This is a genomic window from Corallococcus sp. M7 (genome assembly GCF_054512695.1).
On the sequence record NZ_CM137252.1, the window covers coordinates 3,967,311 to 3,980,865 of the forward strand.

Below are 13,555 nucleotides of genomic sequence, written 5' to 3' on the forward strand. Positions count from 1 at the left end.
GTGGCTGAGCGACTGCATCCGGGCGTCTATGTCGAGGAGATCAGTGCCGGTGCGCGCCCCATCGAAGGGGTGGGCACGTCCACGGCGGCGTTCGTCGGACGCACGGCGCGAGGCATCCCGGCCCTGGCCTGGTTCGTCACCGGCTTCGCCGAGTACGAGCGGGCCTTTGGCGGGCACGAGCCCGGAGAGGCGGGGCTCGTCGCGCAGGCGGTGGAGGCCTTCTTCGATTCGGGCGGCCGGCGCGCCTACGTCGTGCGCGTGCTGCCCTCCGACGCGGTGGGCGGCGTGTCCACGCCGGTGGCCGCGAGAGCGGGCGGCAGCCTCAACGCCCTCACGTTCCTCGCTCGGGGCGCGGGCGAGTGGTCCGACTCCCTCCGCGTCAACGTGAGCGACTCCCTCAACTTCCCCAGCGAGGCGTTCCGCGTGGAGGTGACGTGGACGGAGGCCGGGGCCACGCGCCGCCTGGAGACGTTCGAGGACGTGCGCATGGACCCGGCCAGCGAGGACTACGTCGGCGACCGCATCAACGACATCTCCCGCTACCTCCGCGTGCGCGACGAGTTCCAGGTGGCGCTGGCCGCGCGGGCACCCGGCGCGGTGCTCGTCCCGGGCGTGCCTCCCAAGCTCAAGGCCGCCGTGCTGGCCAGCACGAAGTACAGCCTCTATGACGGCGGCAAGCTCCAGGTCTCCACCTGGGACGAGGCCCAGCCGGACCTGCCCCGCACGGTGCTGGACGTCCCCATCACCCAGGCCCTGGTGGTGGCCGCCGTGCCGGGCGCCGCGTTCGTCAACGGCCGCGTGCAGCTGACCGCCAGCGAGCTCAAGGCCTTCCTCACCCAGGCCGTCACCGCGGCGAACCTCGCCAACACCTTCGTCATCAGCGGCACGGACTCGCCGGAGATCTCGCTGAAGGTGGCCACCGGGCCCACGCTCACCATCCCCAAGCCCACGGGCGCGACGTACGACCTGGACCCGGAGGACGCGAAGGTCACCGTGGGCCCGCCGGGTGCGACCACCGTCGTGCCCATCCCCATCCTGGCGGCGAATGCCGGTGCGGTGACTCCCGCGGAGCTGAACCACTCGCTGAGCGTGGCGCTGGCCGGGAAGGTCGCGTCGGTGGTGACGGACGCGCAGGGCAACACCGTCATCACGGGCCTGGCCACGGCGGCGGGCACCTCCACGCTGTCGCTCTCCGCCACCGGCTTCACCGGCACCGCCGCCGCGGGCACGGCGGGCCTGAGCGCGGAGACGTTCGATGGACTCCAGCTCTCCATCAGCGAAACGCTCCAACCCACGGTGCCCACCATGCTCCGGCAGCTGGGCTTCGCGCCGCGCGCCCGGGGCTATTCGGACGACTCGCCCGCGAATCCCGTCGTGCGCCCGGCGACGGTGACGAACCTGCGGCTTTTGGGCGGGGACGACGGCGCGGGGCTGCTGGACACGTCCGACTTCGCGGGCGACGCGAAGCTGCGCACGGGCCTGCACGCGCTGGACACGGAGGACGTCAACATCGTGGCGCTGCCGGGCAAGAACGAGGTGTCGTTCATCGCCGCGGGCATCGCGTACTGCGACAACCGGGGTGACTGCTTCTTCCTCGCGGACGGTCCCGGCGGCGTGGACAAGGACTTCGCGGTGGTGCCGGACGACGCGAAGCAGTTCGTGGAGGGGCTGCCCTCGCGCTCGAAGAACTCGGCCATGTTCTACCCGTGGATCCGCGTGGCGGACCCCGTGGGCGTGGGCCGCAACCCCACGCGGCTGGTGCCGCCGTCCGGCCACGTGGCGGGCCTCTTCGCGCGCACGGACACCACGCGCGGCGTGTGGAAGGCGCCCGCCGGAATCGAGGCGTCCCTCGCCAACGCGCTGGGCCTCCAGTACCCCGTCATCGACGCGGAGCAGGACCAGCTCAACCCGGTGAGCCTCAACTGCCTGCGCCAGTTCCCCGGCGTGGGGCTGGTGTCGTGGGGCTCGCGCACGCTGTCGCCGGATCCGGAGTGGCGCTACATCCCGGTGCGCCGCACCGCGCTCTTCCTCAAGGAGTCCCTGCGGCGCGGCCTGATGTGGGCGGTGTTCGAGCCCAACGACGAAGAGCTCTGGGGCCGCATCCGCGTGGCCATCGAGTCCTTCATGCTGGGGCTGTTCCGCCAGGGCGCGTTCCAGGGCAGCACGCCCGAGGAGGCCTTCAGCGTCGTCTGCGACCGGAGCACCAACCCGCAGGAGAACGTGGACGCGGGCATCGTCACCGCGCAGGTGGCGTTCGCGCCGCTGAAGCCCGCGGAGTTCGTGGTCATCGAAATCAGCCAGAAGAGCCTGCTGGCGGCCTGATGCCCACGCCCGTCCCCGCCAACGCCCGCAACCCGCTGCGGACCTTCCAGTTCCGGCTCCGGATGAGCACGTCCGCGGCCGGTGACTACGTGGCGGGAGTGCGCTCCGTGTCCGGCCTGTCCGTCAGCGTGGGCGCGTACGAGACCTGGGAGGGCGGCAACAACCTGCACCGCTACGCCCAGCCCCACAAGGTGAACTGGGAGCCGCTCGTGATGGAGCAGGGGTTGGCGTTGGACGACACGCTGGAGCGCTGGGCGCGCGCGGTGCTGGAGTTCGCGCGCACCGGCAAGGCGCCCGGCGAGCCGGTGAAGCGCGACCTCTTCATCGACGTGTGGGACGCGTATGCGCACCCCACGAGCGTGCCCCCGCCCGGAGGCATGGAGGCGCGCATCCGCAGCTTCCACGTGCACAACGCGTGGGTGAGCAAGTTCCACGCCCTGCCCAAGCTGGACGCGATGGCGGGCGAGGTGGCGCTCCTGTCGCTGGAGCTCACCCACGAGGGCTGGGAGCCGGTGCCCCGGCCCGTGCTGTCCCTGCCCGCGACGAGCGTCCCGACGCCCTGACGTCCCCCTTTCGAGGAGTGAAGCCATGCCCCGATTCGTCGAATCCACGAAGCGCGACCCGTACCGCAACTTCAACTTCCGCGTGCTCTTCAACAACATCGAGGTGGCCGCGTGCCGGAAGATCTCCGGCCTCACCGGCACCGTGGAGGTGGTGAAGTTCCGCTCCGGCAACAGCCCGTCCTCCGTGGACGAGCTGTCCCCGGGCCGCGTGCACTACGAGCCCCTCACGCTGGAGGCGGGCCTCACCCAGGACACGACGTTCCGGGACTGGGCCACCCAGCTCATCCGCCATGAAGCCACGCCCGGCTTCCGCTCCGCCGAGCCGGACTTCCGGCGCACCGTGGAGATCCTGGTCTTCGACCTGGACTTCAACCGCGCGGTGAAGAAGTTCGTGCTGCGCAACGCGTGGGTCTCGAAGTTCACCGCGATGTCGGAGCTGGCCGCGGAGGCGAACGAGATCCTCATCGAGCAGTTGGAGGTCCAGCACGAGGGCTTCACGTTGGAGCCGGTGGTCTGACGTGCTCCTCGAACCTCCCATCCCGGTGCTGCTGCCGCACGGCCTCTTCGACGAGGACGGCCGCTGTCACCGCCAGGGCGAGCTGCGCCTGCTCACCGGCCGCGAGGAGTGGGCGCTGGCCCAGGCCGGCGAGCGTCCCGGTCCGCGCGCGGTGAGCGGGTGGCTGGCGGCGTGTCTGGGACGGTTGGGGGACTACGCGCAGGTGGACGCGGGGCTGGCGGCCTGCCTCACGCGCGGAGACAGGCACCACCTGGCGCTGCACCTGCGGGCCCGGATGTACGGGGACCGCGTGGCGCTGGTGGCGCGCTGCCCGGCGCCCGGATGCGAGGCGATGGCGGACGTGGACGTGCGGCTCTCCGCGCTCGCGCCGGAGCGGGTGGACGCGGCGCCGGAGGTGCTCACCGTGGCGCTGCCGGAGGGGCGGGCGGAGGTGCGCGAGCCCACGGGTGAGGACGACGCGCTGCTCGCGGAAGCGCATGGCACGCGGGCGGAGCGGTCCGCGCTCCTGTGGTCGCGGCTGGTGGTGGTGGACGGGCAGGCGCTGACGCCTTCCTCGTGGCTGGAGTTGCCCGCGCGCTCCCGGCACGCGGTGGCGCTGGCGTTGGCGGATGGCACGTCCGCGCCGGACCTGGGGCTGCTGGCGCGCTGTCCGAAGTGCTCCGCGTGGTTGGAGCTGGAGCTGGATCCGTTCGCGCTGCTGGCGCGCGAGCTGCGGGGTGGGGCGGCGCGGCTGGAGATGGAGGTTCACGTGCTGGCCTTCCACTACCACTGGTCGGAGGCGGACATCCTGGCCCTGCCGCGGGCCCGGCGGTGGCGCTACCTGGAGCTGCTTCGCAACGAGCTGGAAGGCCGTCCGCTGGTGGATGGCTGGAGCTGACGAGAGGAGGCACACGCCATGGCCCCACCCCCGGTGCAAGGACAGGTCGGACTCACCCGCCGCGAGATGGAGCGCGAGCTCGCGTGGATGCTGCGCAGCGTGCCGGACAACCCGAAGGAGTTCGTGAAGCTGTTCACCCAGTCGGTGGTGGCGCTGATGGACAAGAACAATGAAGCCATTGCCCGGAGCCTCGCCCAGCGCGAGCCGTCCGGCGTTCGGGGCAACGGATGACGCGCAACCTGGACCCGACGCTCATCGCGTTCGACCAGCAGCTCCAGAAGGGCATGCTGGTGACGCTGCCGACGTCCTCGGATGACAAGAAGACCGAGCCGGGCGTGCGTGCGCTGCGCTTCCAGTACAACCCGGAGACGGTGACGCGCACGCGCGCGGGCCAGTGGGAGACGAAGCCCGGCAAGACGCCCGAGCAGACCAAGGTCCTCACCGACGGCCAGCGCGGCGGCGGCCTGCACGCGAAGAGCGAGACGATCGCGTTGAAGCTCGTCTTCGATGTGACGGAGGCGCTGCTGCGGGACACGAAGGGCGAGGGCACCCAGGGCGTGCTGCCGGAGCTGGCCATGCTGGAGGGCATGGCGCTGGGCAAGGACCAGACGGGCGAGGAGGAGAAGAAGCCCGCGACGAAGCTCGTCTCGCTCAACCCCACGGAGCTGCTCCTGATGCTGGGGCCGCGCACCTTCCCCGTGGTCATCACCGGGATGACCATCGTGGAGCAGAGATTCGACCCGGCGTTGTTCCCGCTGCGCGCGGAGGTGGACCTGCGCATGCGCATCCTGGAGGTAGGGGAGAACGCGGCGAACAACAAGGTGGCCCAGGCGTTCGCGAACCTGCGCGACCAACGCCTGCGGATGGAGGACCTGGCGGCGGTGAAGGGCGCGGACGCGAGCACCCTCATCGCGCAGGCCCTGGCACCGCAGGTGAAGCTCAACGGGGCGAGCTGAAGGGACACGGCCATGAGCGACCCTTCCTCGCGAAACAAGGACCTGCCGACGTACGCGGTGCCGCTGGGCCCGGAGGGCGCCACGGTGTCGCTGTACGTGCCCCGCGTGGCGCCTCGCGTGCCCACGTCCCTGCTGCACAAGGTGGTGGCGGGGGACCGGTTGGACCTGCTCGCGCAGCGCTACTTCAGCGACCCGTACCAGGCGTGGCGCATCGTGGACGCCAACCCCACCTTCGAGCCCGAGGCGCTCCTGGAGCCGGGCACGGTGCTGTTCATCCCGGAGAAGCCCTGATGGCGGAGCAGCGCGCGGCGTTCCTCCAACTGTGGATCGACGGGCAGCCCATGACGGACGCCCGGGGCCGGGTGTCGCGCCTGGAGGTGGACGAGCGCACCGACGACGCGTCGTCCTTCCACCTGTCCCTGGACATGGCGCCCACGGACTCGGGGGACTGGGACGCGTTGGCGGACGGGCGCTTCGCGCTGCTCAAGCGCGTCACCATCAGCTTCGGCCTGGGGGCTCCGGACAGCGACGCGCCGGATGTCCAGGACGTGGTGTTCGACGGCTACATCACCGCGGTGGAGCCGTACTTCGGTCCCTCGCGCGTGCCGGACTCGTCGCTGGAGGTGTACGGGCTGGACGCGTCGTGCCTGATGCACCTGGAGGAGCGCACTCGCTCGTTCAGCGGGCTGTCGGACGCGGGCATCGTGCGGCAACTGTACGGCGAATATGGCTTCGCGCTGGATGTGCAGGAGACAGCACCCGTGCGCGACGCGGCGCGGGCGGTGGTGCTCCAGCGCGGCACGGATGCGTCGCTCATCCGGTGGCTCGCCCGGCGCAATGGCTTTGAGGCCTTCGTGGAGCGCAAGCAGGGGCCGGTGGGCGCGGGCGCCAACGCGGCGCCGGAGAGCGTGGGCCACTTCCACCTGCCCCGGCCGGATGGCCCGAAGCAGCCGGACCTGTCGCTCATCCCGCGCTCCACGCCGTCCGTCATCGAGCTCAAGGCGCGCTGGGAGAGCCACCGCCCCACGGAGATTCATGGCGAGCACATCGACGAGCGCACGCGGCGGATCCGCTCCGCCACGGTGACGGCGCCGCGCTTCCCTCGCATGGGGCCCAAGGGCCGCGCGGACATCCTGAAGGCGCGCATGGCGGCGGTGCTACCCAAGCGGCCCCAGACAAAGGCGGTGGGACTGCAATACGTGGACGTGCCTCATGACGTGCCGGAGGTGGAGAACCTGGCGTGGTCGGACTACCGCGAGGCGGACTGGCTCGCGGAGGCGAACGGCACGGTGCAGGGCCTGCGCTACGAGCGCATCCTGCGCGCTCGGCGTCCGGTGGGGCTCGTGGGGGCGGGCAAGCTGATGGATGGCACCTGGTACGTGCGCGGCGCGCGGCACCGCTGGGTGTGGGCGGAGGCGCTGGCCCGCTACGAGGTGGACGTGGACCTGGCGCGCGACGCGCTCAACGGGGTGGCGTGATGGGGCGCGGCCTGCACTTCCCGTTTCAGTTGGGGGACCTGGGCACGCCGCGCACGGTGGGGCCCTCGCAGGTCATCCGGCAGCAGTTGGAGCAGTTGCTCTTCACGCTGCCCGGGGAGCGGGTGAACCGGCCGCGCTTCGGGTGCGGCGTGCAGCGGATGGTGTTCGGCGCCGCGAGCCCGGAGGCCGCCGCCGCGGCCGAGTACATCATCCGCCTCAACGTGCAGGAGTTCATGCGCGACCAGGTGCGCCTGGACGCGGTGAAGGTGAGCGCCGAGGACGCGACGCTCTACGTGGACATCCTCTACACGCTGCTGGCGACGGGCGAGGAGCACGCGGAGTTGTTCCGCCGGGACCTGGAGGCGCCGCCGTGAGCGCGCGGGTCCTGACATTGCCGCTGGAGGCATCGCTCGCGGAGGCGCAGGCCGCGTTGCAGACCATGCCGCCGGGCGAGGTGGAGTGGGTGCTGCCCGTGGGAGTGGGCGTGCTCACCACGGACTTCGTCGTCGGCACGTCCGCGCATGCGTTGCGGCTCACGGGGGGCCCGGGCGTGACGCTGCGGCTCGACGGCGGGACGCTCGAAGTCACGGGGCTCGTCACCGGACTGGCGGGCGTGGCGGTGGTGGCGGTGGATGCCGGCTTGGTCCTCCTGGGGGCACGGGTGGAGGTATCGGACGTCACGGTGAGCGCCACGGCGTCGGGGGATTGCGCGGCGGTGAGCGTGGAGACACCGGATGGCACGGTGGTCATCGACTCGCTCACGGTGACGCAGGCGAAGGGCGAGGTGGCGACGGGGCTTCGGCTCCTGGCGACGGAGGCCCGGGTGACGGGCCTGTCCGTGGAGGCCGTGACGGCCACGGCGGGGGAGTCCTTCGGCGTGCGCGCGGTCTGCCAACGCTCGCAGTGGGCGGACGTGTCGGTGCGCGACGTCACAGGCACGGAGACGGGCGTGGGCCTGGAGCTGGCGGGCTTCACCCGTGCGGACCTGTCCAGGCTCACGGTGTCGGAGGTGTCCGGTGGGAGCGCGACCGGGGCCCGGGTGCTGATGGCGCAGACGGGTGAAGGACTGTCCGCGGTGGACGCGTCCGTGAGCAGCGAAAAGGCCTCAAGGGCCGGCGGGAAGGCGGCCGGGACTCAGGGCCTGGGGGCGCTGGGGGAGGGAACGGGCCTGTCCGCGGTGGACGTGTCCGTGAGTGACGTCAAGGCACTCGGGACAGATTGGAGCATTGGGGTCGCGGTGGCTTCGACGGACGCGCTTCAGGTTCGTGGCTTCACTGTTCAGCGCGTGCAGGGGGCGTCCTCCATGGGCCTGCTCGCGTTGGGCGGGCGGAGTATTGAAGTGGCCATCGGCCAGGTGGAGGACGTCACTGGCGGCACGCGCGCCACGGGCATGCGGGTGTTGGGTGGGCCGTCGCTGGAGCCGGTGGCGGTTCGCGACGTGGAGGTAAGCCGTGTTTCGGCGGCGCCTGTTCCGCTGTCCGCGCAGCCCGCCGAGACCTGGTCGGACTGGCTCACCGCCGCGTTGGATGCACTGTCGGCTTCGGTCGTGGGACCGCTGACGCTGCCGGACTTTCCCACCGATGCGGACGTCGTGGGCCTGCACTTGGCCGCGCCGCTGGGGGGGCTGGAGCCGGTGCTGGACGTAGGCACGCCGGGGGAGATCGCCGTCGAGGACTGCTCCCTCTTCGTCATCACCGGCACCGCGTTGCAACTGGAGGGTGGGCTGCGCACGGCGCTGGTGCGGCGCACCGAGGCCTGGACGTCGGTGCATGCAGGCTGGCTCCAGGCGGAGCAACTGCTGCTCGCGCAGCTCACCTGGCACCGGCATGCACATGGGCTGCGGCTGGGACCCGGTGAGATTCGCGCCTACGACTCGCTCTTCACGGCCATCGTGGGCGCCCACTTCGTACTGGACCCGGACGCGGAGCTGTCCGCATCACCCGCGTTGTTCGCGCAGGGGGCGTCTCCTCCGTTCATTGAGGTAGGGCCGCTGCCGTACCGGACGCCGGGGGCTCCAGAGGTTCCTCCGGTGTTGCTCAACGGCGGCCTGCCGCCTCCAGAGACCGTGGACCTTCGGCTGGTGCCGGATGCGGCCATCTCGCGCGCTGCCGTGCTGGTTCCGGGCGATGGTCCTCGCGACCCTGGGCCATTCGTGGGCGCGTGGGCTCCGGACGTGGTGCCGGGCTGTGACGTGAGGGATCCGCAGCCGCGTCCGTGGCTCGCGGCTCCGGAGCGGCCGGCGCCGGGCGCGCTGGTGGACTACCAGGCTCGCGACGCGCAGTCGCTGCTGGCGGTAATGCTGGAGCGAGCGCGCACGGTGATGGCGCCGTGGGAGGATCGGGGGCCCGCGGACTTCACGACCATGTTGCTGGAGGCCATGGCCGCGCAGCTCGACTCGCTGGCGTACCAGCAGGAGCGCGCGGTGGTGGAGGGCTTCCTGGAGGACGCCCGGCTGCGGCGCTCCGTGGAAGACCACGCGCGTGGCCTGGACTACGTGCCGGATCCGGGGCTCTCCGCCACGGTGATGCTGCGGTTCCGGTTGGATCCGGACGCGCTCGCGACGCTGGTGGGGGCGCGGTTGGCGGAGCTGAACCTGTCGGCGCTTCCCCCCGGCACCACCGCGCTGGAGTTCCTCACCGGCGGCGGCGTGCTGGAGATTCCGGCCGAAACGCTGGTGGCGAATGTCTCCACGGACGAGCACTCGCTGGTGTTCGTCACCGAGTCGCCCCTGTCGTACTTCCCTCGGCTGGAGGCCGTGACGCTCGCGGAGTCCGTGCTGCCGGGGGACACGGGCGCCACGCTCGCGGGCCTGTATCCGGAGCTGGAGCCCGGCCGGTGGCTGATCCTCTACCGGGGCCGTGGTGAGGGCGGGCACGTGGTGCGGGTGACGTCCGTGGCGCTCGCCACGGATACGACCTTCGTCGGGTGGGATCCCCGCAGGTTCGCGCCAGAGGCCTTCCTGGCACCGGCAGACCCCGCGCCTGGGCCTCGCGCGACGGTGCTGGGCAACGTGGTGCCCGCGCATCACGGGCTGCCGGTGACGCCGCTTCCGGAGGGCTTCGAGGCGGATTCGGCGGAGCCCTTCGCGCGCAGCCTCGCCCAGTGGCGCGCGTTGCTGTCCCCGGTCGTGGACGGCAGCGAGGAGCGCGAGTTCGACCTGCCGTTCCATCCGGTCAGCGTCCAGGCCTCCGGGTACCCCCTGCCGGAAGAGACGTCGCGGCGCGGGACGCCCCAGCTCCAGGTGAGCGTGGAGGACGACCCCTGGACGTTGGTGGACGACCTGTCCGTCCAGGGGCCGGGGGATGAGGTGTTCGTGCTGCGCGCGACCCCCACGGGTGGCGCCAGCCTGCGTTGGGGCGATGGCGTCAACGGCGCCGCGCTGCCGCCTCGGGAGACGACGCTGGGACTGTCGCTGCGCGTCGGGCTGGGGACGGTGGCCAACGTGGGGGAGGGCGTGCTCACGCGGTTGCTCCAGGTGCCATTGGATCCGCAGCGCTCCGCGTCCGCGGGCGAGCTGCTGGCCCAGTCGATGGACGACGTGCGCGCGTTGGTGCGCGTGGACAATCCGCTGCCCGCGGTGGGGGGACGCGACGCGGAGTCGCTCGACGCCATTCGCTATCGCGCACCGGCCGGTGTGTCGCAGCCGCTGTCCGCCGTCACGGTCGATGACTACGTGCGGATGCTCCAGCAGATGCCCGAGGTGGCGGGGGCCTCGGCGCGCGCCGTGGACCGGGACCTGCGCACGGTCATCCGCGTGACGGTGTTGCTGCGCGACGAGGACACGCTCGACCGCGATGAGCTGCTGCGCCGGTGGGCCGAGGTGCGCAGGCGGCTGGAGGAGATCCGCCTGCTGGGCGTGGACGTGGAAGCGCTGCCGCCCAGATGGGTTCCGCTCGACCTGGACCTGGAGGTGGATGCCGCGCCACATGCGCAGGCGGAGCAGCTGCGCGACGCGGTGGTGGGCGCCATCGCCGGGGACGGCGGCCTGTTGGATCCGGACCGCTCCGGCCTGAACGGCGACGTGCAGCTCGCGGACCTGTACCAGGCGGTGCTGCGCGTGCCGGGAGTGACGGCGGTGCGGGTGAAGCGCTTCCGCCGGCTGGAGCCAAACGCGCAGGAGCGGCTGGCGGCGGGCGTCATTCCCATCGGGCCGGACGAGGTAGCCACCGCCCGAGGCGGTTACTGGCCGGGTTCGGAAGGCGTCCTCACCGTGCAGGTGTGCGGAGGGCTGCGATGAGCCGCGTTCCCTCCACACACCAGGCACTGACGCATGAGCAGCTCCGCACCCGGCTGGCTGAGTCGGCGCGCATCGTCTTCGCCCGGCTGGACGAAGCGCCCACGTGGAATCCGCTCGCATACGCGGCGCCGTCCTCGGTGGACCTGGGGCGGGGGCTGCTGGACAGCGTGGCGCTCGCGCTGCACGTGCTGTGGACGTATCAGCAGGCGTGGGCGGAGGAGGGCTTCCTCGCCACCGCGCGGCTGGAGGACTCCGTCTCCAAGCTGCTCGGGCACATCGGTTATCGGCCGAGCCCGGGCACCGCGGCGGTGGGGCTCCAACACTTCCGCTGCAAGGCGAATGTGCGCGGCACGCTGTCAGCGGGAACGGCGGTGAATTCGGCGGCCGAGGGGGAAGAGACCGCCGCCGTGTTCGAGACGCTCGCGCCGCTGCGCCTGCTGCCGGAGCTCAACGAGCTGCGCGCGTTCCTGCCTCCTCCGGTGGGAGCGGGAACAGGAGCTGGCGCCGGGACGGGCACGGGAGCGGGAACAGGAGCTGGCGCCGGGACGGGCACGGGAGCGGGAGCGGGAGCGGGAGCAGGAGGTGGAGCGGGGACGGGGGGCACGGGTGGGGGGACCTCCGGTACGCCTTCCGGCCAGGCGGGTGAGCCCGGGGCTCCGGCTCCCACGGGCGGCATCTTCGGACCCGGCTCGGTGGTCGCGGGGCTTCAGGATCGCATCGAGGTGCAGCGCCACGGCCCGTTGGAGGAACGGCAGGTGGCTCGCGCGAAGCAGGATGCTCGCAAGCTGGCGTCGTTGATGAAGACGCTGGACCTGGGCGGAGATGCCGCGTGCAAGAGCACGCTGGACGCGCTCTGCGAACAGTTGTGCGAGGCCCAGAAGGTCGTGGCGCAGGCGGTGCCTCCGCCCGGCCGCCCCGTGGGGGCGTTGTCCGAGTCGCAGGAGATCCTCGCCCGCCAGCTCCGGAATCTGCAGAAGCGGCAGGCGGACGCATTGGCCGCGCTGGAGGCGGCGCTGGCCCCGTGCGCGGACGAGGACCCGACCCTGCACGCGGTCCGGTTGGACAAGATGGTCACGTTCCTGGATGCCTTCGTGAACAGCCTCATCCAGGAGGCGAGGGATCAGCTCGTCATCCTCAAGGGCAGTGAGGCGCTGAACCGGGCGGACCAGGCCTTCGGCGCGGAGGCGGGCGTGGCCCGGCCGCTGGGCGTGGCGGCATCCGGAACGGACACGCTCTATCTGCCGCCGCTGACGGATGCCTCCGGGCTCACTTCGCAGGAACCGCCGGTGCGGCCAGGAGACTGGTTCGTGCTGGCCGAGGACGTGGAGCGCCTGGGCCCCGGCGGAGCGAAGGGCACGGAGCGGATCTACCGCGAAGCGCTGCGCGTGCTGCGAGTCCGCAAGGAGGTCCCGCCCGGTCAGCGCACGCCGATGACGCAGGTGACGTTCCAGCCGCCGCTGTCGCGCGCGTACGCATTGGACCGCGTGGTGCTCCTGGGCAACAACACGCTCGTCAGCGAGGGCGCCATGGTGGAGGAGGTCGCCGTGCCCGCGTTGGATCTGCGCACGGTGCCCCTGCTGCATGCGCCGGTGACGTGGCTGCGCGACCCAAGCCGCGCGGGAGGCCGCCGGCCGGAGGTGTCCCTGACGGTGGGGGGACGCGCGTGGCATCCGGTGGATTCGTTGTTGGACGCGGCGCCGGATGAGCTGGCCTTCGCGGTGGAGTCGCTGCCAGCCGGGGCCGCGAGGCTTCGCTTCGGGGAAGGGGAGCACGGTTCGGCGTTGCCCCTGGGCGCGGAGGTGAGGGTCCGCTACCGGGTGGGAAGAGGAACGGGAGGCAACCGGACCGCGCTGCGCCTGCTCGCAATGGCGAGCCCGCACCCGTGCGTGGAGAAGACGTTCAACCCGTTGCCGCTGGCCGGAGGAACGGATCCAGAGGCACCGGCGCTTTCGCGCGTGAGAGGGCCCGCCACGGTGGGCGCGATGGACCGCGCCGTGTCGCTCCCGGACGTCCTGGCGCTGACGTTGGTGTTCGACGGAGTGCACCGGGCGAACGTGTTCCGGGATGGCGTGCGCCGCCGTTCCTTGAAGGTGGTGGTGTCCGGGCCGGAAGGAGCGGCCCTGGGCGCGTCCGACCTGGAAGCGCTCCACGCGCACCTGGCGGCACGGGTGGCGCCGAAGGTTGAGTTGCACCTGATCAACCGGCAGCGCGTGGAGGTACGGCTGCGGGTGTTGCTGCGGGTGGTGAAGGGCGCGGATCCGGTCGCGGTGCTCCAGGAGACGCGCCTGCGGCTGGGCGTGGACCGGGACCCGGAACGCGACCTCGGCCTGCTGGACCAAGACCGCGTGGAGTTGGGACAGGACCTGCAACTGTCGGACGTGTACGGAGCGCTCGCGGGAATCACAGGCCTGCGGTCGGTGGTGGTGCAGCGGCTGCATCGCGAAGGCACGCCCCCAGCCCTCTTCGAGCGCATCGTCACAGCGCCCGGCGAACTGCTCGCATGGGCCCCGCCGTCCGGCGAAAGCGACGGAGTCGCGCTCACCTACGAGGAGGCCCAGGACCTATGAGCCCCGCCTCGATGCGCCAGAGCACGCCCCGGTTCGCG

General features: G+C 71.8%; 11 protein-coding genes. All 11 read left to right on the top strand.

Annotated elements, in window-relative coordinates; all coding sequences use genetic code 11:
* From ACX114_RS16285 to ACX114_RS16335, 11 genes are read left to right on the top strand one after another with little or no spacing between them, the layout of a single operon-like run.
* The gene (locus ACX114_RS16285; protein ID WP_459299006.1) at positions 1-2,322 is read left to right on the top strand and encodes a phage tail sheath family protein; all 2,322 of its coding nucleotides are present in this window, start codon (positions 1-3) and stop codon (positions 2,320-2,322) included.
* Positions 2,322-2,885 carry a phage tail protein gene (locus tag ACX114_RS16290; protein WP_459299007.1) on the top strand — a complete coding sequence of 188 codons (564 nt, stop codon included), beginning with the start codon at positions 2,322-2,324 and terminating at the stop codon, positions 2,883-2,885. Before ACX114_RS16285 ends, ACX114_RS16290 begins: the two co-directional genes overlap by 1 nt.
* Positions 2,886-2,910: 25 nt before the next feature.
* A complete protein-coding gene (locus ACX114_RS16295; protein ID WP_459299008.1) occupies positions 2,911-3,402 on the top strand; it encodes a phage tail protein in 492 nt (163 codons plus the stop codon).
* Between the two features lies 1 nt (position 3,403).
* Complete coding sequence (locus tag ACX114_RS16300) at positions 3,404-4,279, top strand: hypothetical protein (RefSeq protein WP_459299009.1); 876 nt, start codon at positions 3,404-3,406, stop codon at positions 4,277-4,279.
* 18 nt (positions 4,280-4,297) lie between these two features.
* A complete protein-coding gene (locus ACX114_RS16305) occupies positions 4,298-4,510 on the top strand; it encodes a hypothetical protein (protein ID WP_459299010.1) in 213 nt (70 codons plus the stop codon).
* The gene (locus ACX114_RS16310) at positions 4,507-5,235 is read left to right on the top strand and encodes a CIS tube protein (protein ID WP_459299011.1); all 729 of its coding nucleotides are present in this window, start codon (positions 4,507-4,509) and stop codon (positions 5,233-5,235) included. The genes ACX114_RS16305 and ACX114_RS16310 overlap by 4 nt, the downstream gene beginning before the upstream one ends.
* 12 nt (positions 5,236-5,247) lie before the next feature.
* Entirely contained in the window at positions 5,248-5,526 is a 279-nt protein-coding gene (locus tag ACX114_RS16315) for a hypothetical protein (RefSeq protein ID WP_459299012.1), read from the top strand.
* Positions 5,526-6,713 carry a phage late control D family protein gene (locus ACX114_RS16320; RefSeq protein ID WP_459299013.1) on the top strand — a complete coding sequence of 396 codons (1,188 nt, stop codon included), beginning with the start codon at positions 5,526-5,528 and terminating at the stop codon, positions 6,711-6,713. The genes ACX114_RS16315 and ACX114_RS16320 overlap by 1 nt, the downstream gene beginning before the upstream one ends.
* Positions 6,713-7,087, top strand: a complete 375-nt coding sequence (locus ACX114_RS16325) for a GPW/gp25 family protein (protein ID WP_171447665.1) — start codon at positions 6,713-6,715, stop codon at positions 7,085-7,087. Before ACX114_RS16320 ends, ACX114_RS16325 begins: the two co-directional genes overlap by 1 nt.
* Positions 7,084-10,950, top strand: a complete 3,867-nt coding sequence (locus ACX114_RS16330; protein ID WP_459299014.1) for a baseplate J/gp47 family protein — start codon at positions 7,084-7,086, stop codon at positions 10,948-10,950. The genes ACX114_RS16325 and ACX114_RS16330 overlap by 4 nt, the downstream gene beginning before the upstream one ends.
* The gene (locus ACX114_RS16335; protein WP_459299015.1) at positions 10,947-13,517 is read left to right on the top strand and encodes a baseplate J/gp47 family protein; all 2,571 of its coding nucleotides are present in this window, start codon (positions 10,947-10,949) and stop codon (positions 13,515-13,517) included. The genes ACX114_RS16330 and ACX114_RS16335 overlap by 4 nt, the downstream gene beginning before the upstream one ends.
* Positions 13,518-13,555: the final 38 nt, after the last annotated feature.